Annotated in this window: 17 protein-coding genes; 10 read left to right on the top strand and 7 right to left on the bottom strand. The window is 71.6% G+C overall.

Translation table 11 applies throughout. The annotated features are described in order from the left end of the window. The first annotated feature begins 10 nt into the window (after positions 1-10). Genes ACSRUE_RS28485 through ACSRUE_RS28475 form a run of 3 tightly spaced genes read left to right on the top strand, consistent with a single transcriptional unit; the run spans position 11 to position 2,684 of the window. Positions 11-1,003, top strand: coding sequence for an isochorismatase family protein (locus ACSRUE_RS28485; RefSeq protein ID WP_441286345.1), 993 nt, complete (start codon positions 11-13; stop codon positions 1,001-1,003). A 46-nt stretch (positions 1,004-1,049) separates the two neighbouring features. Then, positions 1,050-1,895, top strand: a complete 846-nt coding sequence (locus ACSRUE_RS28480; RefSeq protein ID WP_441293139.1) for a siderophore-interacting protein — start codon at positions 1,050-1,052, stop codon at positions 1,893-1,895. Positions 1,896-1,907: 12 nt separating this feature from the next. Continuing rightward, positions 1,908-2,684, top strand: a complete 777-nt coding sequence (locus ACSRUE_RS28475; protein ID WP_441286344.1) for a 2,3-dihydro-2,3-dihydroxybenzoate dehydrogenase — start codon at positions 1,908-1,910, stop codon at positions 2,682-2,684. Between the two features lie 152 nt (positions 2,685-2,836). Here ACSRUE_RS28475 and ACSRUE_RS28470 read toward each other — a convergent pair whose 3' ends face one another. The 4 genes from ACSRUE_RS28470 to ACSRUE_RS28455 form a co-directional block, all read right to left on the bottom strand. After that, positions 2,837-3,733: a PepSY domain-containing protein gene (locus ACSRUE_RS28470; RefSeq protein WP_441286343.1), complete on the bottom strand. Its 897-nt coding sequence runs from the start codon at positions 3,731-3,733 to the stop codon at positions 2,837-2,839. A 98-nt stretch (positions 3,734-3,831) separates the two neighbouring features. Beyond that, on the bottom strand, positions 3,832-5,100 hold the full coding sequence (locus tag ACSRUE_RS28465; protein WP_441286342.1) for a hypothetical protein: 1,269 nt from the start codon (positions 5,098-5,100) through the stop codon (positions 3,832-3,834). Between the two features lie 49 nt (positions 5,101-5,149). Then, positions 5,150-7,750 carry a TonB-dependent siderophore myxochelin receptor MxcH gene (gene mxcH / locus ACSRUE_RS28460; RefSeq protein ID WP_441286341.1) on the bottom strand — a complete coding sequence of 867 codons (2,601 nt, stop codon included), beginning with the start codon at positions 7,748-7,750 and terminating at the stop codon, positions 5,150-5,152. A gap of 172 nt (positions 7,751-7,922) precedes the next feature. Next, positions 7,923-8,120: a hypothetical protein gene (locus ACSRUE_RS28455; protein ID WP_441286340.1), complete on the bottom strand. Its 198-nt coding sequence runs from the start codon at positions 8,118-8,120 to the stop codon at positions 7,923-7,925. Between the two features lie 611 nt (positions 8,121-8,731). Here ACSRUE_RS28455 and mxcG point away from each other — a divergent pair. The 3 genes from mxcG to ACSRUE_RS28440 are packed head-to-tail and all read left to right on the top strand — an operon-like array spanning position 8,732 to position 15,818. Continuing rightward, complete coding sequence (gene mxcG / locus ACSRUE_RS28450) at positions 8,732-13,168, top strand: myxochelin non-ribosomal peptide synthetase MxcG (RefSeq protein ID WP_441286339.1); 4,437 nt, start codon at positions 8,732-8,734, stop codon at positions 13,166-13,168. A 45-nt stretch (positions 13,169-13,213) separates the two neighbouring features. After that, entirely contained in the window at positions 13,214-14,536 is a 1,323-nt protein-coding gene (locus ACSRUE_RS28445) for an aminotransferase class III-fold pyridoxal phosphate-dependent enzyme (protein ID WP_441286338.1), read from the top strand. A gap of 10 nt (positions 14,537-14,546) precedes the next feature. Then, entirely contained in the window at positions 14,547-15,818 is a 1,272-nt protein-coding gene (locus tag ACSRUE_RS28440) for an MFS transporter (RefSeq protein WP_441286337.1), read from the top strand. A gap of 303 nt (positions 15,819-16,121) precedes the next feature. On the opposite strand, the gene ACSRUE_RS28435 is transcribed toward ACSRUE_RS28440, so the two are convergent. The 3 genes from ACSRUE_RS28435 to ACSRUE_RS28425 all read right to left on the bottom strand — a co-directional run bounded on the left by ACSRUE_RS28435 (position 16,122) and on the right by ACSRUE_RS28425 (position 19,202). Beyond that, positions 16,122-17,012, bottom strand: coding sequence for a hypothetical protein (locus ACSRUE_RS28435; RefSeq protein ID WP_441286336.1), 891 nt, complete (start codon positions 17,010-17,012; stop codon positions 16,122-16,124). A gap of 7 nt (positions 17,013-17,019) precedes the next feature. Continuing rightward, the gene (locus ACSRUE_RS28430) at positions 17,020-17,499 is read right to left on the bottom strand and encodes a hypothetical protein (protein WP_441286335.1); all 480 of its coding nucleotides are present in this window, start codon (positions 17,497-17,499) and stop codon (positions 17,020-17,022) included. A gap of 293 nt (positions 17,500-17,792) precedes the next feature. Then, positions 17,793-19,202 (bottom strand): alkaline phosphatase D family protein, encoded by a 1,410-nt coding sequence (locus ACSRUE_RS28425; RefSeq protein ID WP_441286334.1) that lies wholly within the window; start codon positions 19,200-19,202, stop codon positions 17,793-17,795. Between the two features lie 575 nt (positions 19,203-19,777). Between ACSRUE_RS28425 and ACSRUE_RS28420 the strand changes: the two genes are divergently transcribed. From ACSRUE_RS28420 to rlmN, 4 genes are all read left to right on the top strand, one after another. Continuing rightward, positions 19,778-20,548: a DUF6531 domain-containing protein gene (locus ACSRUE_RS28420; RefSeq protein ID WP_441286333.1), complete on the top strand. Its 771-nt coding sequence runs from the start codon at positions 19,778-19,780 to the stop codon at positions 20,546-20,548. After that, positions 20,443-22,293 carry an RHS repeat-associated core domain-containing protein gene (locus ACSRUE_RS28415; protein WP_441286332.1) on the top strand — a complete coding sequence of 617 codons (1,851 nt, stop codon included), beginning with the start codon at positions 20,443-20,445 and terminating at the stop codon, positions 22,291-22,293. Before ACSRUE_RS28420 ends, ACSRUE_RS28415 begins: the two co-directional genes overlap by 106 nt. 131 nt (positions 22,294-22,424) lie before the next feature. Further along, the gene (locus tag ACSRUE_RS28410; RefSeq protein ID WP_441286331.1) at positions 22,425-23,909 is read left to right on the top strand and encodes a hypothetical protein; all 1,485 of its coding nucleotides are present in this window, start codon (positions 22,425-22,427) and stop codon (positions 23,907-23,909) included. 582 nt (positions 23,910-24,491) lie between these two features. Beyond that, positions 24,492-25,748, top strand: a complete 1,257-nt coding sequence (gene rlmN / locus ACSRUE_RS28405) for a 23S rRNA (adenine(2503)-C(2))-methyltransferase RlmN (protein ID WP_441286330.1) — start codon at positions 24,492-24,494, stop codon at positions 25,746-25,748. Positions 25,749-25,756: the final 8 nt, after the last annotated feature.

Raw genomic sequence — 25,756 nt, 5'->3', positions numbered from 1 at the left:
AGGAACGACCATGGCCATCCCCCGCATCCAGACCTACCGCATGCCACGCGCCGAGGAGCTCCCGGAGAGCCGGGCGTCATGGCGGCCGGACCCGGGGCGCTCCGTCCTCTTGATCCACGATATGCAGGAGTATTTCCTCGGCTTCTACGACGCGAGCGCATCCCCGATGGTCGAGCTGATCGAAAGTGTCCGCCTGCTCCGGGAGCGGTGCGCGGCGAGCGGGATCCCGGTCGTCTACACGAAGCAGCCCGCCGAGCAGACGAGGGCCCAGCGCGGCCTGCTGACGGATCTCTGGGGGCCCGGGCTGACGCAGCAGCCCGACAAACACGAGATCGTGCGCGAGCTCGCGCCGGGAAGCGCCGACACCGTGCTCACCAAGTGGCGTTACAGCGCCTTCCAGCGAACGGAGCTCCTGGATCTCCTGCGCCGGTGGGGCCGCGATCAGCTGATCGTGTGCGGCGTGTACGCGCACATCGGGTGCCTGCTGACCGCGTGCGAAGCGTTCATGAACGACGTCCAGCCGTTCCTCGTGACCGACGGGACCGCCGATTTTTCCCGGCAGCAGCACGACATGGCCATCGCCTACGTGGCGCAGCGGTGCGGCGTCGCGCTGCCGACGAGCGACGTCCTGGCCGCGCTCGCGCCCCGCGAGCGGGCGAGCGCCCCGCAGCGCGACGCGACGGCGCCGGCGCAGCTCGGGGCGGCGCAGGACCGGGCGCCGTGGGTCGAGCGCCTGCGCGGCGACGTGGCCGAGGTCCTCGACCAGCTCCCCTCGGCGATCTCCGATCGCGACGGCATCCTCGATCTGGGGCTCGACTCGATACGGCTCATGACGCTCGTCGAGCGGTGGCGCGCCGCGGGGATCGACGTCGCGTTCGTGGACCTCGCCGAGCTGCCGACGCTCGGGCACTGGTGGGAACTGCTGTCGGCCCGGCTGCCGCGCGAGGCGAGGCCAGCGCCCCGGCACCGCGCGGAGGCGCCCCTCCAGGAAGCCGCCCGCTGACAGGCCGAGCTTGCCCCAGGACGGCTTCGCCATGGCACAGGTCACCATGAATCAGGTCGCGACATCCCCACCCAGGACGGTGGCGCGCACGCCGCCGCGCCTCCTCGAGGTGCTGCGCACGACCGCGATCTCCCCCCGCATGCGGCGGATCACGCTGGGCGGCGCGGCGATCGCGGGGTTCCCCGCGCGCTCGGGCGGCGCGCACATCAAGGTCTTCTTCCCGCGCGGCGACCAGGCGGCGCCGGAGCTGCCCACGCTGGGGCCGGACGGCCCCGTCTGGCCTCCGATGCCGCGGCGGCCGATCACGCGCACGTACTCGGTGCGCAGGTTCGACGCGCAGGCCGGCGAGCTGGACGTGGACTTCGTCCTGCACGGGGACGACGGCCCCGCGTCGCGGTGGGCCCAGCGCGCCAGGCCGGGCGACCGCATCGGCATCGCCGGGCCGGGCGGCCCCGATCCGATGCTCGGTCCCGCGGACTGGTACCTCCTGGCCGGCGACCTCTCCGCGCTGCCGGCCATCGGCGCGCTGCTCGAGGCCCTGCCGAAGACGGCGCGCGGCCACGCCCTCGTTGCGGTCCCCGACGCGGCGGACGTGCAGGAGATCGATCGCCCGCCGCACGTGGCGCTGACCTGGATCGACCTGCAGGGCGAGCACGCCCCGGGCCCCCGGCTCGAGGCGGCCGTCCGCTCCCTGGAGTGGCCAGCGGGCCGCGTCTTCGCCTGGGTGGCGGGCGAGTCGTCGTCCGTCGTCGCGATCCGCGATCACCTGCTCGACGAGCGCGGGCTCGGTCGCGAGGCGCTGTACGCGATCCCCTACTGGAAGGCGAGCCAGTCCGAGGAGGCGTACCACGCGGAGCGGCACCGGATCATGGACGGGCTCGACAGGGCCTGACGGGAGCGATCGATGGAGTTCAAGCACAAGGCGGCGCTCGTCACGGGCGCCGCCCAGGGGATCGGCGAGGCCGTCGCCCGGAGGCTCGCCGCGCGGGGCGCCGCGGTGGCGGCGGTGGACGCGAACCGGGAGCGCCTGAGCGCCCTCGTCGCCGATCTCCGGGCGAGCGGCCATCGCGCCGCGGCGTTCGCGGTGGACGTGGCCGACGGCGAGGCGGTCGACGGCGCGGTGGAGCGGATCGAGCGCGAGCTCGGCCCCCTCGAGATGCTGGTCAACGTGGCCGGCGTGCTGCGCGTGGGGGGCGCCCTCTCGCTGAGCGACGACGACTGGGAGCGCACCTTCGCGGTCAACACCCGGGGGGTGTTCAACGTGAGCCGGGCCGTGGCGCGCCGCATGGTGCCGCGCCGATCGGGGTCGATCGTGACGGTCGGGTCCAACGCCGCGCGCACGCCGCGCATGAACATGGGCGCTTACGCGGCCTCGAAGGCCGCCGCGGCCCAGTGGACGAAGTGCCTCGGCCTGGAGCTCGCGCAGCACGACATCCGGTGCAACGTGGTGTCCCCCGGCTCGACGGACACGCCGATGCAGCGCGCGCTCTGGGCGGACGATCGCGGCGCTCAGGCGGTCATCGCCGGCGCCCCCGAGGCGTTCCGGCTGGGCGTCCCGCTGCGCCGGATCGCCACGACGGACGACGTCGCCAGCGCGGTGCTGTTCCTGCTCTCCGACGAGGCGCGGCACATCACGATGCACGACCTCTGCGTCGACGGCGGCGCCACGCTGGGCGCCTGATCCTCGTCTGGCTTCGTTCGAGCGAGGAATGAGCCGCCAAGGCGCCAAGGACGCCAAGGACGCCAAGATTTTAAATTCATTGTCTTCTTGTCTTCTTGGCGTCTTGGCGTCCTTGGCGGTTCATCTCTCTGGTTTCCGAGCCGATCGGTGTTCTAGGGGCCTTCCTTGCCCACGTTTCCGAACAGCGCGTCCGACGCCGTGCCGACCATCACCGCCGCGGCGAGCGCCATGGCGGCGGCGATCGCGAGGGCGCCGAGGACCCGCGAGGGCTTCATCTGCCACCACATGGCGAGGCCGCTGAGCGCCCACACGACCAGCGTGATCCCGGCGATGTCCGCGAAGAGCGCCCAGAGCCACGCCACGCCGCCGTGCACGGGGAAGTGGTGCGTCTTGTGGAGCGTCTCGAGCACCTCGACGAAGCGGGGCCACCCCCGCGCGCCGGCCGGGCGCCCGTCGAGCCGCCCCGTGCCCAGGTTGTACGTGACGTTCCAGGCGCGGCCGTCCGCGTCCCGCATGCCGAAGCGCAGCTCGGGGCTGATCTTCGGGTGGGCGCGCAGCGGCCCCGCGGCGTCGACGCCGATGCTGGGCAGGAGATCCTTTATCTGCTCCTGCACCGCCGCCATCCTGTGTCCAGGCAGGTCGATCGCGACGCCGGCGAACGGGGGCGCGGGGGCCTCGGGCTCGGGAGGGTGGCTGGAGACGGTCGCGCTCCCGTCGTCGAGGCGCAGGATCACCACCTGGCGTCCCCCGTCGGCGCGCGGCGCCGCGAGCAGGGGCCACCCGGAGAACGCGCCCGAGGTCCCCGGATCGAGCGTGTAGCGCGAGGGAGAGCCGGCGTTGAGCTGCTCGACGACCTGGCGCGCGAGCTCGCCGGGATCCCAGGGCTGGAACCCGGTGAGCGCCGACAGCCGCTCTCCCGAGAGCGACCGGCTGTCGATGTCTCGCCCGATCTGCGGGTGATTGAACAGCGTGCCGCTGATCCCGAACAGCAGTATCCAGGGGAACAGCAGCAAGCCCAGGTACATGTGCACGCGCCGCACGACCTTCATGATCGCGCCGTAACGCGGCCGCCCGCGAGGGCCCCGCGGCGAACGGGGCCCTCGCGCGGCGTCGTCCCTCGTCGCTCCTTCGTGATCGGGCGCGAGCGTCATCGGATCTTCGCGACGGAGAAGGTGAGCCCAGGCGCGCTCACGCCCGCCTCGCCGGGCCCGTCCTCGCCGATCTCGCGGAGCGTCGTCGACTCCTGGCCCTGGAACTCCAACAGGAAGGTGCGGTCGCCGAGCGCGACGCTCAGGACGCTGCCGCCGCCGGGCGCGGCGTCGAGCACCGTGGCGGTCGGCGTATCGCCGAGCGTCACGCTGGCCCACCGCCACGCCGCGGCGCTCGCCAGCACGCGCGGGTGGGTGTCGTCCGCGATCGCGAAGAGGCTCTCGTCGAGCACCCGCAGGAACGCCTTGCCGTCCGGACCGCCGAAGAGCGAGCCGGCGGCGTCGCCGTCGAACAGCGTGCTCAGCTCGACGTGGAACTCGGGGTCGAACTGCCTCGTCTCGGGGTCGAAGCGCAGCATGCAGGGGGCGGCCGCGTTGTCGGGGTTGAGCCGGTGCACCGCCGCGCCGTACGCCTCCGTGGCCACGTAGATCATGCCGTCGGGCCCCGCGACCCCATCGCGCACGTAACCGCAGCGATCGTCGGTGACGACGGTCGCCTCGTCCGTCGCGCCGTCCACGACGACGACCGCGGCCACGCTCGGGACCTCCGGGCCGATCCGCCAGCCGCCGAAGGTGATCACGTCGTCACCCTGGACCAGCGGCGACGACGAGGAGTACGTGAGGGTGGCGTCCTGGATCACGAGATCCTGGAGCGGGATGTCGCCGGTGACCGTCATTTCCTGAGGGTTCCAGACGACCACCTGGGCGGTGGGACCATCGAAGAAGTACGCCTTGGTCTCCGAGACGAAGTGGAACTGGGCGCCGTACTCGCCGAGCTTCGCGAGGCCCTTGCCCTGGAAGCTCACGGTATCACCTTCCTCGAGGCTGCCGTCCGCCTGCAGGTCGTAGCGGGTCACGGTCGCCGCGGCGTCGCTCGCCACGAACACCGCGCCTCCGCCGTCCAGCCCGACGCCGAGGGCGCGCCCCTGCACCTCGATGGCGTCGTCCAGCGACAGCGTCTCGTCGGAGTCGATGTCGTCCGTCACGATGATGTAGCTCTGGGTGTCGCCGCCGTCGGGCCCGAACACCTGGACCGTGAGGGCGTATGCCGGCCCAGCGTCGGGCGTCCCCCCCGTGCCGCCGGTGGCTCCGGTGCCTTCGCCGCCGGCGCTGCTCGTGCCATCGCTCGTGTCGTCGCCGCAGGCGATGAAGCACGGGAGGAGCAGGCTCAAGAGGAGGGCATTCGCGTAGCGCGCACGAAATAACATGAAGGATCTCCTTGTGTCGGGTTTCGACTGCCGTCGCACGAACATCGGCTCACAGGCTCAAGGCGAGCTTGGCGTAGGTCGCTCGCCCGGGGCGCTGGACGCCGTAGAAGCTGAAGGCCTTCTCGTCGGTGAGGTTCTGCACCTCGACGGTCGAGCTCACCGTCCATCCGCCGCGCTCGACCAGGTACGTGAGCGCGAGCGTGTGCACGAGCTGCGACGGGATCTCCGCCTTGGAGCCGGCTGCGCCGCGGCCTTCCGGGCCGACGAAGAAGGCATGTACATAATCGGCGTGCCAGGTCAGCGACAGGACATCACGCCGCGCCGCGATCTCGGCCCACCGCGCGCGCGCCGCGACCCCGCCGAAGAGGTACGGGAGGTTCTGGATGCGAACGCCGGTCGAGCCGTCCCGGAAGTCCTGCCATGTGACGTGACCGTCGACCGACAGCCAGTCGCCCGGAGAGGTCCACCCGGCGGTCGACTCGATACCGATGGATCGCGCCGACAGCGTGTTTCCGTACTCCGAGTAGCCCAGGTGCCTCCGCAGCGTGATCAGATCCTCGGTGAAGCGACCGAAGCCGTTGGCGCTGAACCGGAGCTGTCCCGCGCCGGTCTCCGCGCGCTCCAGGGTCACGCCGACGTTGACGTTGTGGCTCGCCTCCGGCTCCAGGTGGACGTTCCTGACGATGAGCCCTCCGTCGCCGAACAGCTCCTCCGGCGTCGGCAGGCGGGTGGCGTATTCGTACGAGGCCTTGGCGTAGAGGGCGTCGGTGAAGCGGAAGCGCAGGCTGTCCCCTGCCCCCGCCCGGTGGCTCGTTCGATCGACGTCGCCGATCCGGCCGCTCGGCAGGTGCTCCCGGGTGCGGACCGACTGCAGGTAGAGCTTGGCGAAGGTGATGTTCGCGAACCGGCCCTCGAACGGCCTCGCCTCGTACTCGACGCCTGCCACGCCGCTCCACAGCTCCCGCTCCGCGGTCAGCGGGTCCTTCTCGGGCTCGGCCACGACAAGGTTCCTCCCGGTGCGCGTCACGTGGCTCGGCGAGAGCCCGAAGCGCAGGCGGTGCTCGGTCGCGGGGTGCCAGGCCAGGTTGACGCGGGCAAAGGTGGTGTGCTGGCGGACTTGCTGGTCGTTCGCGTCGTCCCCGACCTCCCCCCGATACGGGCGCTCCACGCAGCTGCCCGACCAGCCGTAGGTGCACGTGGCCACGTCGACGAAGGTCGTGCGCGCGTACGAGTACCCCGCGAGGGCGTCGAGCCGCGCCCTCCCGAAGAACGGCTGCGCATACCGCAGCAGCGCGCCGCCGGTCTGCCTGCCGAAGGTGACCTCTCCGAAGGGCGGCGACTTGACCCTGCCGTCGAGCATGTCGACGAGCAGGCCGTGCTGCAGCTCCTTGTCGTGCGAGGTGAAGAAGGCGCGGAGGAGCAGGCGGTCGGCCCACGGCCGCCGGGCGACCCCCACCTCGGCCGCGCCGCCGGCCGCGACGTAGCCGTCGTGGAACCGCCGGGCGCGCGCGGGCGAGAGGCGCCCGCTCTCGTCGAACGCCATGACGTCGATCGGGGTGTCGTTCCGCGCGCGATCGACGAACCCGCTCGCGCGGGCGAAGAGGCCGCTCGGCGCGTGCGCGTGGCGCGCGCCGAGGGTCAGCCGGTACGTGCCGAAGGAGCCGACCTGGTAGGACGCCGACGCGCCCGTGCCGCGCGTGTCTTGATCGGTCACCAGGTTCACCGCGCCGCCGAGCGCGTCCGTGCCGAAGCGCAGCGGGACGACGCCGCGGTAGATCTCGGCGCGCTCGACGAGGTTGACCGGCACGTTGGCGACCCCGAAGGAGTGCCCGGCGAGGTCGAGCGGCACGCCGTCGAGGAAGAAGCGGATCCGGTCGTCGGTGAGGCCGTTCAGCGAGAAGCGCGCGTCGGAGCCGAGCCCGCCGAGGCGGCGCACGCTCACGCCCTCGGCGCGCGCCAGCACCTGGCCGAGATCCGCGGCCTGCCGCTTGGCCTCGACGGTCTCGATGACCTGGACCGCCTGCGCGGAGGTCCGGAGCCGCTCGGCCTCGGAGGCCCCCCGCACGCTCACCTCGATCGCGGGCAGCGCTGGCCCCGAGGCGCCAGCGACCGGCGCGGCACCGGCGGCGCCAGCGACCGGCGCGGCACCGGCGGCGCCAGCGACCGGCGCGGCCGCGGGAGGCGGCGCAGGCAGCCGGAAGTCGTGGCGGTAGAGGATGCGCGACGCGACGCTCCGGTCGCCCCGCCGGGCCGGCGTGAAGCGGAAGCGCAGCGCCGCTTGCTGCGCGGCCTCGTCGAACCCGTGGCCCGCGGGCTCGGCGATCTCTGCGCTGGTGACGCGCCCTTCCGCGTCGATCGTCAGCCGCAGCACGACGCTCCCCTCCACACCCGCCTCGCGCGCCGCCTCGGGGTACGCCGCGTCGACCGCGCCCGTGAGCTCGGGCGGGCGCACCGCGGGCGGGACGCCGTCGCCCGGGGCGCGCGCCGCCGGCGCTGTCTCGGCCCCGGGTGCCGCTCCCTCGCCGACCTCTCCGGCAGAGGCCTCTTCGCTCGCCCGCGCGTCCGCCGCGAAGGCCAACAGGGCGCCGCAGGGGGCGAGGACCAGAGTCCCGGCCAGCGCGGCGCAACGCAAGGGCTGTAATCGAATCATGAGATCACCGGGCATGCTCACCGGAGCGTGACGAAGCGGCGCTCTGGCCGGCTCTGCGCAAGCTGGTTGTCGTGGGGTCTCGCTCGCCGGCCCTTCAGGCCTCTTCGGACGGCGCAGACCGCGCTGGCCAGGGGCCGCCGCCGCGAGCTGTCATGTCAGCGCGCTGGGCGATTCAACCGCTCACGTCCTCCGCCGCCGGGACCGGGACGACGACGACGCGCTTGCACCGCCGGCACTTCAGCTCGACGCCGCCGGGCACATACCGGGCGAGGAGGCTGCCGCAGTCGCAGCGCACGGCGTCGGGCTCGGCACGTCCAGCGACGCCGCAGTGATCACACCGGCTGTCGAGCGGAGCAGTCGCCTTCGACATCAGGTTGTCCATCGTGGAACCCCATTTTCAATAATGAAAGTCACTTTCACTTTCAAACAGGAACCTGCCATGCTACCAACGGCGTTGTCAAGCGAAAGCGGTCGGAGAGCGTCTCCGGCGTCCGCGAAGCGTCGCGACGTCCGCGGGCCCGAGCAGCGCGAGATCGCGGCCGAAACCGGCGCGATCCGCGCGCTGGCTCGGGTCGCCGGCGCCGTACCTCGCTGGCGCGGACAGGTCCCCGCGGGACGGTGGCCCGCGGCGAGGGTCCCAACGAATTCTCTTGACAATGCCCACCCTACCTCACCATAAACGAACTTGAAAGTAGTTTTCATTTTCATTCGCTCGTCGATGCCGAGGTGGCCACGCCCATCGCGGCGTCATCGAGCCGGGTCCGCTGTCGGGCTGTCGGGACGACGTCCGGCACCCCTGCCCTGCGTGCTCTCGGGGCACGGGCCCCGTTGCGCCGGCGGGCTCCGCTTTCGTTCCAACGGCGCTGGCTCGGGCGTCACGGCCGCCTCTGCGCCGTCGTCGCGGGCCGCGGATCGCCTGCCGCGAGCGTGCCTCTGGCGGCTGTCCCGTCGCGCACCGGTTGAACCAGGAGGGTTGTCGTCATGGTCGCTCCCGAAGACGCGCGCTGGCCGCTGTCGGCCGCGCAGCACGGTATCTGGCTAGGCCAGCAGCTCGATCCCGCGAGCCCGGTGTACAACGCGGGCGAGTGCGTCGAGATCTGCGGGGCCATCGATCACGCGACCCTCGAGGCCGCGATACGCCAGGCCGTCTCGGAGGCAGAGGCGCTGCACGTGCGCTTCACGAGCGAGGCGGATGGGCCGCGCCAGCGCCTCGACCTGTCCCCTGACTTCCCTGTACACCGCGTCGACGTCAGCGCGGCGCCGGACGCGTTCGCCGCGGCCGAGGCGTGGATGCGCGAGGATCTCGCGAGGCCGGTGGATCTCGCGCGCGGGCCCCTCTTCACGGAGGCGCTGTTCACGGCGGGGCCCGATCGGCTCTTCTGGTACCAGCGCGCGCACCACATCGCGCTGGACGGCTACGGCTTCTCGCTGATCGCGCGGCGGGTGGCCGAGATCACCACCGCGCGCGCCGAGGGCCGCTCCAGCGAGAGCGGCGCCTTCGGGTCGCTGCGCCGGGTCGTCGACGAGGATCTGGCCTACCGCGCCTCCCCCGATCTGGAGCGCGATCGCGCCTTCTGGACGCAGCGCTTCGCCGACCGGCCCGAGCCCGTGAGCCTCGGCGACGAGCCGGCGCCCGCGTCGCGCGCCTGCCTGCGCCGGACGGCGTCGCTCGCGCCGTCCACCGTCGACCGGCTGAAGGACGTGGCGCGCCTGGCGAAGGCGACCTGGCCGGACGTCGTGGTCGCCGCGACCGCGGCGTACGCGCACCGGCTCACCGGCGCGCCCGAGATCGTCCTGGGGCTGCCCGTGATGGGGCGCCTCGGCTCGGTGTCGCTGCGCATCCCGGGCATGGTCATGAACATCGTCCCGCTCCGGGTGCCTGTCGCGGAGGGCGCGCGCCTCGTCGATGTCGCCCGGCAGGTCGCGTCCGAGCTCGCGGCCATCCGGCCCCACCTGCGGTACCGCTACGAGCAGCTCCGCCGGGATCTCAGGCTGATCGGCGGCGGCCGCCGGCTGTTCGGCCCGGTCGTCAACATCATGCCGTTCGATTACGACCTGCGCTTCGCGGGGCATCGCGGCGTCGCGCACAACATCTCCGCCGGCCCGGTCGAGGATCTGTCGTTCGGCATCTACGCGAGGTCGGACGGGCGCGGGCCGCGGCTCGACCTCGACGCCAACCCGGCCTGCTACGGCGAGGAGGATCTCTCGGCGCACCAGCGGCGCTTCCTCGCGTTCCTGGAGGCGGTCGCCGCCGCCCCCGAGCAGGCCCTCGATCGCGCCGAGATCGACCTCCCCCGGGCCCCGGCGCGCGCGCCCGGCGCGCAGGCGGCCGGGCAGCCCGGCGCGCTGCTCGACGGGGGCCCGCTGCCCGCGCCGGCGCGCCCCGTCGTCGAGCAGATCGCCCTGCGCGCGCGCGAACGGCCGGACGCGACCGCCGTCCACCACGGCCTCGAGCGCGTGACCTACGGCGAGCTCGACCTCGCCGCCCGGCGGCTCGCCGCCCGGCTCGCCGCGCTCGGCGCCGGGCCGGACACGCTGGTCGCGGTGCTCCTTCCGCGCAGCGTCGGCGCCATCACCGCGATCCTCGGCGCGCTCTACGCCGGCGCGGGCTACCTCCCCCTCGATCCGGACGGGCCGCAGCCGAGGACGACGGCGATCCTCGACGACGCAAAACCGGCGATCGTCGTCACGACGTCGCAGCACGCCGCGAAGGTGGGGAGCGATCGCGCGGCGCGCCTCGTGCTCCTGGACGAGGCGACCCACGGCGCGCCCGCGCGGGCGCCGGTCCAGGGCGCGGAGGAGCACCTGGCGTACGTCATCTACACGTCCGGCTCCACCGGCCGCCCGAACGGCGTCATGATCGAGCGCGGCGCGCTGGCCCACTTCGTCGCGGCCGCGACCCACCGCTACGATCTGCGCCGCGACGACCGGGTGCTGCAGTTCGCGCCGCTGCACTTCGACGCCAGCGTCGAGGAGATCTTCCTGACCCTGTGCGCGGGCGCCGCCCTGGTGCTGCGCACGGACGAGATGCTGCAATCCGTGCCGCGGCTGCTCGACGCCTGCGAACGGCACCGGATCACCGTCCTGGATCTGCCGACCGCGTTCTGGCACGAGCTCGCCTACGGCCTCTCGACCGGCGCGCCGTCGCTCCCCGAGGGCGTCCGCACCGTCATCATCGGCGGCGAGGCGGCGCTGCCCGAGCGCGTCGAGCGCTTCCGCCGCGCCGTCGGCCGGCGCGCGCGGCTGCTCAACACCTACGGCCCCACCGAGGCGACCGTCGTCGCCTCGGCCGCCACGCTGAGCGGCGGCGACGCGCCGGACGGGGCGCCGGACGACCGACACGGGGCGCCGATCGGCACGCCGCTGCCCGGCGTCCGCGCGGCCATCGTCGACACGTACACGCACACGCACACGCGCGGCCGGCTGGTCCCGCGGGGCGCCGTGGGCGAGCTCCACCTCATCGGGCCCGGGCTGGCGAGGGGGTACCTCGGGCGGCCGGACCTCGACGCCGCGCGCTTCGTCGTGCTCGACCAGCTGGAGGGCCGCCCGCGCGCGTACCGCACCGGCGACCTGGTCCTCCAGCGGGACGACGGGCAGATGGTCTTCGTCGGGCGCGTCGACGACGAGCTCAAGATCAGCGGCCACCGCGTCGATCCGCTCGAGATCGAGGCCGCGCTCCTGCGCCACCCTTCCGTGCGGGAGGCGGCCGTCATCGGGCACGCCTCGGCCGGCGGCGGCAAGCGCCTGTCCGCGTTCCTCGTCGCCGGGGACCCCGCCCCGTCGCCGGCCGAGCTCCGCCGGCACGCGCGCTCGCTGCTCCCCGCGGCCGCCGTCCCCTCGGCCTTCGTGCTCACCGATCGGCTGCCGAGGACGAGCTCCGGCAAGATCGACCGCAAGGCGCTGCGGGAGGCGCCGATCGCCGAGGCGGCGGAGCCGCCGGCCGCCGCGACGGCGCTCGAGCGGCAGCTGCTGCAGGTCTGGGAGCAGGTGCTCGGCGTGAGCGGCCTGTCGGCGCACGACGATTTCTTCGAGCGCGGCGGCCAGTCGCTGCAGACGATCCAGGTCGCCAACCGGCTCAGCGTCGATCTCGGGCGGGAGATCCCCGTCGCGATGGTCTTCCGCCACCCGACCGTCGCGGCGCTCGCGCGCGCCCTCGACGAGGCGCAGGGCGCGGCGGCGGCGGCGGCGGCGGCGCAGACGAGCGGCGAGCCCCCCGGCGCCATGCTCGCCGACGCCGAGCTCCCCGAGGACGTCGTCCCCCGATCGCTCGCGTGGTCCGGCGCCGGCGGCCGCCCGCGGCAGGTCGTGCTCACCGGCGCGAGCGGCTTCGTCGGCGCGCACCTGCTCCACGAGCTCCTGGCGCAGACCGACGCGACCGTGGTCTGCCTGGTGCGCGCCGAGAGCGAGGCGCACGCAGCGGAGCGGATCCGGCAGGCGCTCTCGAAGCAGCGCCTGCCGGCGGACGGCATCGACGCGCGGGTGCGCGCCGTGCCCGCCGACCTGACGCAGCCCCGCCTCGGCCTGAGCGCCGCGCGGTTCGGCCAGCTCGCCGTGGAGTGCGACGCCATCTACCACAACGCCGCGGTGGTCAGCCTCGTGCGCGACTACCGCAGCCTGCGCGCCGCCAACGTGATCGGCACGCGCGAGGCGCTCCGCCTGGCCGCGGCTGGGCGCCCCAAGCCGCTGCACCACGTGTCGACGCTCGCCGTGGCCCCGGGCATCGCGGCGAGCCCCGAGGTCGCGGAGGCGTTCGTGCCGGCGCACCCCGGCCTCCGCGACGGCTACCAGCAGAGCAAGTGGGCGGCCGAGCGCCTGGTGCAGCAGGCCGCGGAGCGCGGGCTGCCGGTCGCCGTGTACCGCCTGGGCCGCGTCGTCGGCGCGCCCGACACCGGCGTCGTCAACGAGCAGGATCTGGTCTTCCGGCTGCTGCGGGCCGGCATCCCCGCCGGCGTCCTGCCCGATCTCGACGTGAGGGAGGTGTGGACGCCCGTCGACTACGTCGGGCGCGCGATCGTGCATCTCTCCCTCACCGCGCAGGCCGCGGGCGCCGTGGTCAACGTCGCCCCTGCGCCCGAGGTCCGGCTGACGGAGCTCTTCGACTGGACGCGCGACTACGGCTACCCGGTCGAGCGGCGCCCTGTCGCGGCGTGGCGCGCGCGGCTGAAGGACGGCGCCGACGCCGCGGACAGCGCCACGCTCGCGTTCTTCGACCTGCAGTCGGCCCCGGCCGACGGAGAGGCGACCTTCGGCATCGGGCGCGTGCGCTGCGACAACCTGGAGCGCGGCCTGGCCGGCACCGGCATCACGTGCCCGCCGATCGATCGCGCGCTCCTCCACCGCTACCTCGATCGCTGCGTCGAGGAAGGCCTCCTGCCGCCCCCTCCCGGCGCGGCGCGGCGAGCGCCGCGCCCCGCATGACACCGGCTCACGGACGAGAACCTCCAGCCAGAGAGAACGACCACGATGACCACACAGACGATCGACCCACGGGACAGGAAGCAGGGAGGCGGCGCGCCGCAAGGCGCCTCGGACGGGCTCCGACTCGACCGCTCGAACGCGCTGCTCGCCGAGGCGCGCCGGCTCATCCCCGGCGTCACGCAGTCGCTCATGAAGCGGCCGGAGATGTTCGCGCTCGGCTCGTTCCCCGTGTACCTCGAGGGCGGCGAGGGCGCGCTGGTGCGCGACGTCGACGGCAACCAGTACATCGACTACATCTGCGGCCTCGGGGCGAACACGCTGGGGCACAACCACCCTGCGGTCGTCGACGCCATCCGGCGGCGGCTCGACAGGGGCATCCTCCACTCGCTGCCGACGGAGGTCGAGGTCACCGCCACGCAGGACCTCGTCGCGCTGACCCCGGGCGCCGAGATGGCGCGCTTCTTCAAGACCGGCGCCGACGCGACGTCCGCGGCCATCCGGCTCGCCCGCCACGTGACCGGCAGGGAGAAGGTCGTCACCATCGGCTACAACGGCTGGCACGACCACTTCATGTTCGACACCCCCGGCGTCCCGGCGGTGCTGCGCGAGTACACCCACCGCATGCCGCTCATGGCCGAGGCCGACGAGCAGCCGCTGCTCGATCTCATCGCGAGCAAGGGCCCGGAGCTCGCGCTCGTGCTGCTCTCGCTGCCCTACAAGCGGTGCGTCTCGGCGGAGTACCTGCGCGAGGTGCGCGAGGCGTGCCGCGCCCACGGCGTGCTGTTCGTCCTCGACGAGGTCGTCACCGGCTTCCGGCTCGCGCGCGGCGGCGCGCAGGAGTACCACCGGATCGAGGCCGATTTCGTGTGCCTCTCGAAGGGCATCGCCGCGGGCATGCCGCTGTCGGCGATCGCCGGGCCGCGCCGGGTGATGAGCCGGCTCTCGGAGCTCCAGGTGTCGACGACGTTCGGCGGCGAGATGCTCTCGCTCGAGGTCTGCAGGGCGGCGCTGCGCGAGTACCGCGAGACCGACTACGTCGCGAAGGTCGCCGCGCTCGGGAAGCGGCTCCGCGAGGGCGTCAACCGGCGCGCGGAGCACGGCGGCTTCCCGCTGCGCGTCGTGGGGTACGACGCGATCCCCTTCTTCCTCATGGCCGAGGATCTGGCCGTCCACACGAAGCGCATGGAGCCGTTCGTCGGCGCGATGGCGAGGCGCGGCGTCCTGCTGCGGCGCGACGTCAACTTCCTCTGCGGCGCGCACACCGAGGCGCAGATCGATCACACGATCGACGCGGCGCACGACGCGCTGCTCGAGCTGGCGAGCCGCGGCGTGATCGAGCGCGGCGCGGGCGCGAAGGCCCAGAGCTGAGCCCACGGTCGTGCAGAACGCTCGCTCCGAACGGACCCTCCTGTTCCTCATCGCCGCGGTCCAGTTCGTCAACCTGCTCGACTTCATGGTCGTCATGCCGCTCGGGCCGGACTTCGCGGTCGCCCTCGGCATCCCGATGTCCGACATCGGCCTGATCGGCGGCAGCTACACCGCGGCGGCGGCGGTCTCGGGGGTGGCCGGCGCGTTCTTCCTGGACCGCTTCGACCGGCGCAGCGCGCTCGCCGTCGCGATGCTCGGCCTCGTCCTCGGCACGGCCGCGGGCGGCCTCGCCACGGGCTTGCCGAGCCTCCTCGCGGCGCGCGTGCTCGCCGGGGCCTTCGGGGGGCCCGCGACCTCGATCGCGTTCTCCATCGTCGCGGACGCGATCCCGCCGGAGCGGCGCGGCAGGGCGATGGGCGTCGTGATGGGCGCCTACTCCCTGGCCGCGGTGCTCGGCGTGCCGGCCGGCCTCGAGCTCGCGCGGCGCGGCGGCTTCCAGGCGCCCTTCTTCGCCGTCGCGGCGCTCGGGCTCACCGTCGCGGGGCTCGCGCTGCTGCTGCTCCCCTCGATGCGCGGCCACCTCGCCGGGGCGCGGGCGCGCGCCGAGGCGGACGCCCTGCGCGAGCTCCGCGCGCTCGCCGGCCGCCCGCTCGTGCTGCTCTCGTGCTCGACGACGGCGGTCATGACGATGGCGTCGTTCCTCGTCATCCCGAACATCTCGGCCTACGTGCAGAACAACCTCGGCTATCCGCGCGAGCGGCTCGGCCTGCTCTACCTCGCGGGCGGCGCGCTCACCTTCGTCGTGATGCGCACCGCGGGCGCGCTGATCGATCGCATCGGCGCGTTCCGCACGAGCCTGGTCGGGGCCGCGATGCTCGTGGCCGTCCTCTATGCCGGGTTCCACTCGTACGTGCCGGGGCTGCCCGTGCTCGTCGTCTTCGTCGCCTTCATGACCGGGACGGCGATCCGCAACATCTCCCACGGCACGCTCGCCTCGAAGGTGCCGCTCCCCTCCGAGCGGGCGCGCTTCGGCTCCATCCAGTCGGCCGTGGATCACCTCTCGTCGGCGCTCGCCGCGTTCCTCGCGGCCAGGATGCTGCACGAGCTCCCCGACCAGCGCCTCGACGGCATGGGCGCCGTGGCCGCGCTGGCGATCGCCTTCACGCTCGCGTCGTCGTGCTTGATCTTCCTGATCGAGCGACACCTCGCCCTCGGCGCGTCGAGCAGCGCCGGCGCCGCGCGCGCGCTGGAGGGCCGGGGCCAGTCGACGAGCGCGCGATGACGCTGCCTCGCCGGCGCCGACGACCACTTCCCGGAGGGATCGGAACCATGTCGTTGCTGGACACCACCAGGGGCTTCTTGACGCCCGAGCTCATCTATGGCGGCGAGCGCTCCTTTCGTCGCGGCGGCGGCGCGCGAACGGCCGCATGACGCGGTATCGCCCGTCCCGTCCCGAACGACGGAGTCGTCGACCCCGAGGCCGAGATCGCGCGATACCTCGACGCCGGAGCCGCGGAGGGCCCCAGGCGCTTCTCGATGGAAGGCATCAACTTCCAATCTGCTGCGCGGCCCGCGCGCTCGCGCGTCAGATCTCCCCGTAGGCCCGCGCGATCACCCGGCGGGCCACGGACTGGATGCCCGTGTGCTCGAAGTAGTTGGTGGTGAGATCGATCGCGGCCGCGAGGCAATCGAGCTTGCTGCCGGCCGCGCCGAGGAGCCCGCTGATCCGCTCGAGCGCGCCCTGCCGCTCGATGCCCTTCTTCGCAATGAAGCCGGCGATCGCCGTTTGCGACGCGCCGAGGCTCTCCTTCATGATCTCGCGCTTGGCATCGACGCTGCCGCCTGGCAGGTATCCCAGCAGGCGCGCAAAGCGGCCTTGCTGGCCGAGCTGCTCGTTCGTCGCGCTCGAGACGGTGTCCAGCACCCGAGCGAGGAAGTCGGGGCCGAGCGGGATCATGCCGTCACACACGATCCAGGCGGCGAGGCGCATCGCGTCGTCCTTCTCGTAGCTGGCGAGCGAGGCGGCGAAGTCGCCGATGCTGTCGCCCGGCAGCCCGTTGATCGAGCAGAACGCCGCGAGCTCGGCGACGAGCTTCACGCCCGCGTCGATGGCCTGGGTGGTGTCGGCCTTGGGCGTGATCTTCGACAGGAAGGAGAGGAAGTCCGACGTATCGCCGATCTTGCGTGCGATCGTCGCCACGCCGGCGAGGCCGCCCGTGTCGTCGACAAGCCGGAAGATCCGGACCGCGCGCTGGTACCCTTGCTCCGACTCCGCATAGAGGGCGATCGCGCGCTCGCCGACCTGCTGGATGAGGCCCTGATCCTCCTCGCCGGTGACGAGCTTGATCATCTCCTCGAAGCTCGTGACGTTCTTCCACTCGCCAGGCACGATGTAGTCGAGCGCCCCCAGCAGCCGTGTGGTCATGTTCGACTTCGGGAGGTCTTCGAGGATGGAATGAATCGGTTCGAACGTCATGGGCCCCTCAGAGGTTCGCGAGACCGCTCAGGTCAAATCGCTTCAGCCATTCTTTGCGCGCCTCGGGGTCCAGGGTCTGGGAGGACACCTTCACCTGGAAACGATTCTTGACGAGGAGCGCGGACTGGTTCTTCCCGACGGTCACGACCGGCATGCCGGCGAGGTGATCCGTCGCGTTCGCGAACTTGGCGACGACCTGGGGATCGCCCGCCGTGTCGGTGATGGACAGGGAGGCCACGTCGCCGCCGTCCTTCCGCAGCTTGGCCTCCGCGTAGCCAGGCTTCTCCGCGGTGAAGACGCGGCTCGTCCCCTCGGCTCCCTCCGGGGGGAAGAACCCATTGAACGCGGCTCCTGGCTTGATGTCAGCGGCGGCGCTCGCGGCGGGTGTGGGCTCCTTGGTCGCCGCCTCGTCCCAGCGCGAGGGAGGTTCCTTCTGGCAGGCGACCAGGAAGAGCGCGACGGAGAAGAGCAGGGGCGGCGTTCTCATGTTCATTGTGCCTCCGGTCCGGTGCCCTCGCTGCGTGCACCCCGCGACGAGCGCGAACGTCAACGTCGGAGCATCGACCGTGCCACGTCGCGGCGACTGCTGTGGCGAGGAGAGACCCCCTCTCCGAACAGGATGGCGGCGAGAGGCCGCTCGTTGGATAGGCGTGCAGGAAGTGCTCACGCCCCCTCGCCGGGACGGCGCATGACCGCGCCCCCGCCGGCGCCGCCCGCTCGTCTCGCGCCCAGCGGTGCGTTCTTCGTTACGCGAAGGGCCAGCTCATGGCTGGTCGGCGCTTACGTGTGCACTCTCGGGAGGACCTGCTCGAGGACGCCGATGGCGCCGCTGTCCTTCTCCACATGAAAGCGGACCGACAGGTTGTTGTTCCTGTCCCAGTCGTCTGCGCCGTCGCTCGGATCGAGGATCGCAAAGTTGCGGTGCGTGACGCAGTACCTGTGATCGGACCCCGCGATCTCCCGGAGGAATCCCTTGATGTCGCCGTTGAACAGGTTCTGACTACCGCCGTTCGTCAGCAGCGAGAGGATCATGCGCGACATCCCCCTGGGGGCAGGGCGCGCGATGCCGGATGCGGTCACCTGATAGAGGCGCGGTCGCGAGCGCGGCTGCCCGAATCCGAGGACCGTGTCGATGTGCGCCATCGTGCCCACGTGGATGTCGCCGCCCATGAGCGTCACCTGGGTGCGAGGGCTGAAGCCGGCGAAATTCATGAGAGACATCAGAAAACGCCTGCATTCGTTCTGGTTGTTGGAGGCCGCCCAGCCGTCCCGGATGTCGTCGACGGAGGCCATGTTGAACGCGTTCGTGAGCGCCTCGGCGGCCGCGAGCGGCAGGTAGACGACGGGCGTGCCGACCACGACGAAGAGGTGCCTGAGATCGAGCGCCGCGAGCTCGTTGAGCCTGAGCTCGAGGTCGTCGAGCTGTTGCTTGCCGAGGATCGCCCCGCTCTTCCACGAGCGCTGCGATCGCCCATCGACCGCGAGGATGGCGACGTCGCCGTGCTTCGCGATCCAGCCGAACCCCGCGCTGCTCAGGCGGTCCCTCGGGCTCAGCGCCACCTGAAACTCCTTGAACGCCTGCTCCGCGGCCCTGTAGCGCTCCACGGCCTGCGGGGTGCCGTCGTTGTTGTTCGACCCCCAGCCATCGTAGATCTCGTGGTCGTCCCACATCATGACGTTCGGGCAGCTCCCGAGGACCGCCGCCACGTCAGGGTGCGACCACGTCTGCACGTAGTGCCTGCGGTACGCGGCCGTGCGCCCCTCCGAGGGCGACCAGCCCGTGGGATCGCCGTCGCCGTAGATCTGGTCACCGGCGTGAACCAGGAGGTTCACCTTGCCTTCGTCCACGAGCGCCTTGAGCGCCCGCCACATCGCCCCGCGCCGCTCCTTGGGAAACTCGTGGTTGTCGATGTCGTTGCAGCTCACGAGGCCGATCCGGATCGGCCCGTTCGCGACGGTGCGGAAGGCGGAGCCGTTGATGCTCAGGTTATCGGCGGGTGTGGGGAGCGGATCTCCTGCGTCGTGCTCCACGATGCCATAACGAACCCTCTCGCCGCTCAGCCCGCTCAGCTCGAACGTGGCGAGCCCGAAGGGCGGCGCGCTGCTGATCGGCACGTCGAGCGTGCGAACGCCGTTGTCGTCCGCGAACGCCAGTCTCGCCCTCCCCTTGGGCCTCTCGAAGACGGCCAAGATCCTGCTGGTTGTCTGCGTCGTGTGTCCGATGACCGCGCTTTTGAACGCCATGGTTTGCCTCGCTCGCGAGAGCTCGTCAGGCCGAGGGAAGAGGCGTCGTGGTCCTGGCGGGCACTCTCCTCTATGTTTCGTCGCGGGCGGCCGGACGCAAGTTTTTCGGCCAGCTCGAGGCGCTCGCGAGCGGGGCAAGGCGTCGGGCCAGAGGCGCTCTCCATCGCGCCGCGCTCCCCGCCGTCGGCGCTCGGCGCTTGGCGCTCAGCGCGGGTTACAGCTCCGCATGCCAAATGACACCAGGTGTGTACCGATGCTTACAGATCTGCCTGCGAAATGACACTACGTGTGTACCGACGTTTACAGGTCTGCCTGCGAAATGACACCACGTGTGTACCGACGTTTACAGGTCTGCCTGCGAAATGACACTACATGTGTACCGAATCTATCACCACGGCATCCTGCGCCCGCGGGGCTGCCACCTCCCCCGCTCGCCGAGAGGTTGACTGCACGGGACAGCTCGAAACTATGGCGCCATGGCGCGCACGGCTCCGGTTCCGAACATCCCTGCAATACCTGGCATGAACCCTGGCACCTGGATCCTGGGCGGAGGTGGCGGTGGGGGTGGCGGCGGGGGCCGCGGAGGGCGGGGGCGCGGGAGCGGGCAGGGAGCGGGCGGTGGAGGTCGTGGCAACGGCGCGCAAGGCGGCGGCAAGAACGCCGGAACGTGCGGCCCGGGGAGCGGCGGAGGCTGTCCGAATCCGTCGCACGGGCGCGGCGGGGGCACGTCGGCGGGGGATCCGGTCGATCCCGTGACCGGGCGCGTCTACACCGCGAAGGTCGTCGATCTGGCGCTGCCAGGGCCGATTCCCCTGGTCGTGGAGCGCAGCTACTCGTCGGAGACGCGCGACGTCGATCTGGGCCTCGGGTTCGGCTGGAGCCATTCGCTGGCCTGGACGGTCGAGGAGCGGAGGAGGACGCTCCGCGTGCTGGAGCCGAGCGCCGCGCCGACGACAGCTGCGGTGCCCGAGCCGGGACAGCCCGTCGTCCTCCCCTGCGGCCGGCTGACGCGGCACGAGGCGGGCTACACGCTGGAGGCGGAAGGGCTCGTGTATGTGCTCGGCGAGCGACAGGAGAGCGCCTGGCTCCTGTCGCGCATCGCGGATCGGTACGGCAACGAGGTTCGCCTGGCGTATGAGGGAAAGCGCCTGTCGCAATCACCGAGATCCGGGACGGCGCGGGTCACGTGGAGCTCGTCTACGACCCGTGCGGGCGGCTCATCGAGCGCAGCTTCTCGGACGGGCGAAAGGACAAGATCGTTTATGACCCGCTCGGCCGGATGGAGTACGTGACGAGCGGAGAGGTCAGCTGCGAGTACACGCGTGACGCGCGCGGGCGCGTGGTGCGCGAGACGGTCGCGCGCGGCATCCAGCGGACGACGACGGAGACGGCGTACGACGTCCTCGGTAACGCGGTGCGGACGGCGGGTCCGTTCGGGACCATGGACATCGCGCGCGACGCGGCGGGGCGGGCGGTCGAGGTCGTGCTGGGCGCGGCGGGGGTCCTGCGCCTGGCCTACGATCCGGCGGGCAACCTGGTGGAGCGAACGCTGCCGGCAGGCGGACGCATCGCCGGGGATGTGACACCGGATGGGCTCGTCGCGGGGGTAAGTGTGATGAGCCCGCAGGCAGGGCCGGTGGTGCGACCGGGCGAGCCTGCGTGGGTGGGGCCTCGGCCACTCGGGGTGACCTTCGCGCAGAGCTACGGGTGGTCGCCGGCGGGGCTGCTCCAGGCGGTGGGCGAGGCGACGCGAGGGAGCCATGTGGAGATCCCGCGCGACGCGAACGGGATGGCCGTGGCGCGCCGGCGGACCGAGGGAGCACGACGGGAGGAGATGGAGCGCTTCAGCCACGGACCGGGCGGAGAGCTGTACGAGGGCGCAGCGCAGCGGCAGTACGCGCCCGGCGGGCGGCTCGTGGCGCGCGGAGTGGTGACGTTCGCGTATGACGAGCGAGGGCGCATGACGAGCAAGGCCGCCGCTGACGGCCGCTCGTGGCGCTTCGACTGGGGCGACGACAACCTGCTCCAGGGCGAGCGCGCGTCGGCGGGCGGGGATCCGGTCGCGGAGGAGCGCGCGTACGCGGTGCTGCCAGGGGCCTCGCTGCCGCTGGCCGACCTCGTGCGGCGGGGCGATCATGACGAGGTCCGGTACTATGTCGACGCGCCGAACGGGATGCCGGAGGCGCTCGTGGCGGAGGATGGACGGCTCGTCGGCACGCTGGAAGCGTCGCTGTTCGGGAGGGTCGAAGACGAGCGGGCGGGGCTGACGCCGGTCAGGTTCCCGGGGCAGTACGCGGACGAAGAGACGGGGCTTCACTACAACAGGCACCGCTACTACGATCCGGAGACGGGGCAGTACCTGAGCCCGGAGCCGATCCGGCTGGAGGGGAGCCTGCGAACGTACGTTTATGCCGAAGGGAGGCCCACGGATCTCGCCGACGTGAACGCGTTGAATCCTGACTCGATCCCGATGCAGGGGACCGTGCTCGGAGCGACGAGCGGCGGAAAGCAGATCACAGGGACCGGCACTTCAGGCTACGACCCGGACTGGCAGAGCAACCTGCACGAAGCCGTGAAAGACGCTCTGCCGAAGTCATCCGCCGTCCCCAAACAAGGCAAATTCGACCGGAACCCGGCCCTTTGCGCCGAACCCAAAGCGATGAGCGACTACTTGAAGCAATGGGAAAGCGCAACAGGGAAGCGCATCGACCCGAAGACCGAAGATGGCAAGAGAAACCTTCAGCAGGCGCTCAAGGACATCAAGAGCATAGAATCGAAGTGGGACGGGGATGGGAACATCAAACAGGCGTGCCCTAACTGCTCGCAGACGCTTCCGAGGCTCTGGAAGCTCGCTGGTCTCGATCCCAACGATCCGGAGCACGGCCTGACCAAGAAGATGCCGGCCGGCGGCACCTCGGCCGTCACCCCACCCGAGTGGGGCAAACCCTTCAAGGCCGACTATCGAGATCCCGCGAAGCATCCGACCGACGGACTGGGAAAATGGCACTATCACGAGGGAAGATGGCAAGCGCTTTGACAACCCGCTGGTCAACCCGTGCGCTCGATGCGCTTCGCGCAGCCCCCGTGGTGCCGCGGACGCGGCTGGCGAATCTGTCACCCACACGAGAGCTCGACGACGAGCTTCACGAGTTAACTGGCAGACGTGGCATGCCCGTCATCGATGGCATCACCCTGGGGTATCCAGCCACCCTCGAAGCGCCGCCGGACAACCGCACGAAGGGCTATTGCCTCTGGGGCAGCGGACGCAGGCAGATCCGATTGGTCGAACGCGAGGGCGGCGCGTGGGAAACATCCGATCTTGGCTCGAGCATCTCCTGGCGCGCCTGCGTCGAGCTGCTCGTGTTACAACACCATTATCGTTCGTGGATCCCGGAGCTCGTTTGCGAGGATGCGCTCGCGGCACTTCCGCGACGCTGGGGCCGAGATCTCGCGCAGGCGCTGGGGCTGGACGCAATCGAGACGGTAGACAACACATTTGCAGACAAAGAAATATTGTGCTGGGGCTCTTGTTTTCTCACCCGCTCAGCCGAGGGGGCCGCGCGCATCCTTGAACACTGCAACAGGCTTGGCTTCAGCGCGCGGATGCCAGCGCATGACGCGCATCTCAGATTCGTCAGCGACCTCGATCATCACGCCATCGATGAACCACGAGCAACTCCGCTATACCGCAGCAGATGCGAAAACACCATAACCGTCGCACTTGGGGAACAAGATCTGGTCCAGCAGACCAGGTCGCTATGCGGACATGTCATCGAGACAATCAGAGCGACCCCGACACACCTCGAGCGCATTCGTCGGCACCCACCATCGGTGGGGAGTGATCGCTTGAAGGAATATCTTCGACATCACGCCGCATCCCTTCCCGTCGCACCGCCCAGCGCGATGACTGGCGCGCCGATGTGTAGCGTGCCCGAAGACGTGCGGCAGCTCGGGCGAACCCTGCTCCTTCGACCTGGCGAGGGGGAGATGTGGCTTGGGCTCTGGCGCCTCGAGGATCTTCCGCGCGCTGCGCGGCAAGCGGCTCCCCAGAACGTCGTCGTCGCGCCTGGATCATCTCGGATCGTTCGGGTCGAATGGCCCTTCTACACGTGGGGGGATATCGACATGATCTGTCTCGGAGGGGGCCCGGAGTTTGAATCCTACCTGCGCGACGCCACCGGGGCGATCTGGCTCTGCGACGTAGCCTACGGCCACTTCGACTTTGTTTGCGGAAGCACGATTTCATGGCTGGAGCGCATCGCGTTCAACTCTCATCTCGACGCGATGTCACACGAGAGCCCGCTCCTGACGATTCCGCTCAGAGCATGGCACGATCTCCCTGGGCACTTCAACGTCCCGCTCGTGCCAGAGTGCAGTGATCCGAGAGCAAGACTGTATGTCTCCTCTACATACACCGTCTGGGAGTCCGCCCCACCACACAGTACGCCCGTAGTCGAGCTACGGGCGCGCAGCTCTCGCGAGCTGATCCCTGTAGTCCAATGGGCAAAGCGACATTGGACAACCACAAAGGTCGCGATTTCTGGCAGCGACGAGGCCTTGACTGAGCTGAGCGACACGGCCCGCCACGAGCACATCCAGATTCTGGACGGCGAGACAGGGGGATGGAAGGCGACGACCTTTTGGGATAATTGAGGTAGTACGGGCCTGCGCTCAATCGTCTTTGCAGGCCGACGGGCATGCCGCAGAGGCTCGCTCCTCGCACAACATCACCACAGAACGCCGCCGTGACCGTCGCCCCCAGGTTCAGCATCGTCCCGTCGGCCCGGTAATCCCCACGAAATCCGCCGGGTTGTCGTTCTCGACCGCCACCTCCGGCAGCACCGACAGCTGCCCGCGCAGGTCGATCCGGAGCGACCCGGCAGCTCCTCCAGCGGCCGGTTCAGGACGACGCCCGCCCCCAGCGAGATCGTGTGCCGGTCCGCGTCGATGAAATTCGTCACGCCCTCCTGCGGCGGCACCGGGGACTTCTCGTAGACGTAGCCCGCGCGGAGCGGGATCTCGATCGCGCGGCGCTCGCCCTGCCCGGCCACCTTGCGCAGGCCCCCCGCCGGAAGCCGAGCACGTCCTCCGGGGACGCCTGCGCCGCGACGCCCTGCGCGAGGGCGAGCCCCGCCGCCAGGACTGGCGCGAACCCGCGCCCCCCCGGCGGATCCGGCGCAACCTGCGCGCGCGGCCGTAGACTGGGCCGCCCTGGCGCGCTAGTCGGTATCCGCCGTGGATCCCAGCCCTCGAAGCAGCCCGGACGAACGCCGCCCCCGCCTCGCGCTCCAGGCCGTGCTGCCGGAGGAGCTCGCCGGCGCGTGCGGCATCGATCTCACCGACGCGCGCCGCATCGTCTCCCTGGCGCACCGCCTCGGCGAGCTGCCCGCCCGCGCGCCCGCGACCGTCCGGCGCGCCGCGCTCGACGCGGCTCGCTCGGCGGGCGAGATCAGGACGCTCGCGCTCGTCGAGCGGCGCGCGAGCGCCGAGGATCCGTTCGTGAAGTACGCCTTCCGCCTCGAGGACGGCGCGACGGTCGAGTCGGTGCGCATCCCGCTCGAGCGGCCGGGCCGGTACTCGGCGTGCGTGAGCTCGCAGGTCGGCTGCGCGCTCGCGTGCGCCTTCTGCGCCACCGGGCGCATGGGCCTCACGCGCAACCTGGAGGCCTGGGAGATCGTCGAGCAGGTGCGGCTCATCCGCCGCGATCTCGACGCCTCCACGGCGCACGTCGGGGGCGGCGCGCGCGTCCATGGAGTGCTGTTCCAGGGCATGGGCGAGCCGCTCGCCAACGCCGACCGGGTCATCCAGGCGATCCGGGTGCTCTCCGAGCCGAGCGCGCAGGCCATCGACATGCGCAACATCACCGTCTGCACGGCGGGGCTCCCGTCCGGCATCCGGCGGCTCGCGGCCGAGGTCCCCGCGGTCCGGCTCGGCCTGTCGCTCGGCTCGGTGCGCCCCGGCAAGCGGCGCCTGCTCATGCCGATCGACGGCGCGCACCCGCTCGAGGAGGTCCTCGCGGCCGTGGGCGAGCACGCGCGCGCGAGCGGGCACGCGCCGATGTGGGCGTACACGCTCCTCGCGGACCAGAACGACACGGACGAGGACGCCGCGTGCCTGGCCGCGCTCGCCCGCGGCTTCGCGGCGCAGCACGGCATCTCTCCCCGGCTCAGCCTCATCCCCTACAACGCGATCGGCGCGCCCGGCGATCCGCTGCCCTCGCAGGACGGCGGCGATGAACGCGGCGCGTCGGCCGATCCGTTCGTGCGCTCGGCGCGGCTCGACGCCTTCCGCGCGGTCCTCTCCGCCGCCGGCGTCGGCTCGATCGTGCGCTATTCGGGCGGGGGCGACGTCGGCGCGGCGTGCGGGCAGCTCGCGCGGCCTTCGGCGGAGGCGCAGCGGCCGGGCGGCCGCCGGGCGCCGCCCCGCGCCGGGGCGACCGCGGGCGCAGGCGCTGCCGAGGTCGGGCCGAGCCCGCCGCCCAGGCCAGCGTGAGCGTCGCT

It is taken from the genome of Sorangium sp. KYC3313, assembly GCF_052075895.1.
GTDB classification, from domain to species: Bacteria; Myxococcota_A; Polyangia; order Polyangiales; family Polyangiaceae; genus Sorangium; species Sorangium cellulosum_B.
The sequence above is the reverse complement of the archived record's forward strand: the minus strand, read 5'-3'. Positions and strand labels throughout refer to the sequence as shown.

What these genes read in the sequence shown, in the direction of transcription:
- ACSRUE_RS28485 (WP_441286345.1), top strand. Translation starts at nt 11, where the DNA reads ATGGCCATCCCCCGCATCCAGACCTACCGCATGCCACGCGCCGAGGAG.
- ACSRUE_RS28480 (WP_441293139.1), top strand. Translation starts at nt 1,050, where the DNA reads ATGAATCAGGTCGCGACATCCCCACCCAGGACGGTGGCGCGCACGCCG.
- ACSRUE_RS28475 (WP_441286344.1), top strand. Translation starts at nt 1,908, where the DNA reads ATGGAGTTCAAGCACAAGGCGGCGCTCGTCACGGGCGCCGCCCAGGGG.
- ACSRUE_RS28470 (WP_441286343.1), bottom strand. Translation starts at nt 3,733, where the DNA reads ATGAAGGTCGTGCGGCGCGTGCACATGTACCTGGGCTTGCTGCTGTTC.
- ACSRUE_RS28465 (WP_441286342.1), bottom strand. Translation starts at nt 5,100, where the DNA reads ATGTTATTTCGTGCGCGCTACGCGAATGCCCTCCTCTTGAGCCTGCTC.
- mxcH (WP_441286341.1), bottom strand. Translation starts at nt 7,750, where the DNA reads ATGATTCGATTACAGCCCTTGCGTTGCGCCGCGCTGGCCGGGACTCTG.
- ACSRUE_RS28455 (WP_441286340.1), bottom strand. Translation starts at nt 8,120, where the DNA reads ATGTCGAAGGCGACTGCTCCGCTCGACAGCCGGTGTGATCACTGCGGC.
- mxcG (WP_441286339.1), top strand. Translation starts at nt 8,732, where the DNA reads ATGGTCGCTCCCGAAGACGCGCGCTGGCCGCTGTCGGCCGCGCAGCAC.
- ACSRUE_RS28445 (WP_441286338.1), top strand. Translation starts at nt 13,214, where the DNA reads ATGACCACACAGACGATCGACCCACGGGACAGGAAGCAGGGAGGCGGC.
- ACSRUE_RS28435 (WP_441286336.1), bottom strand. Translation starts at nt 17,012, where the DNA reads ATGACGTTCGAACCGATTCATTCCATCCTCGAAGACCTCCCGAAGTCG.
- ACSRUE_RS28430 (WP_441286335.1), bottom strand. Translation starts at nt 17,499, where the DNA reads ATGAGAACGCCGCCCCTGCTCTTCTCCGTCGCGCTCTTCCTGGTCGCC.
- ACSRUE_RS28420 (WP_441286333.1), top strand. Translation starts at nt 19,778, where the DNA reads ATGAACCCTGGCACCTGGATCCTGGGCGGAGGTGGCGGTGGGGGTGGC.
- ACSRUE_RS28410 (WP_441286331.1), top strand. Translation starts at nt 22,425, where the DNA reads ATGCCCGTCATCGATGGCATCACCCTGGGGTATCCAGCCACCCTCGAA.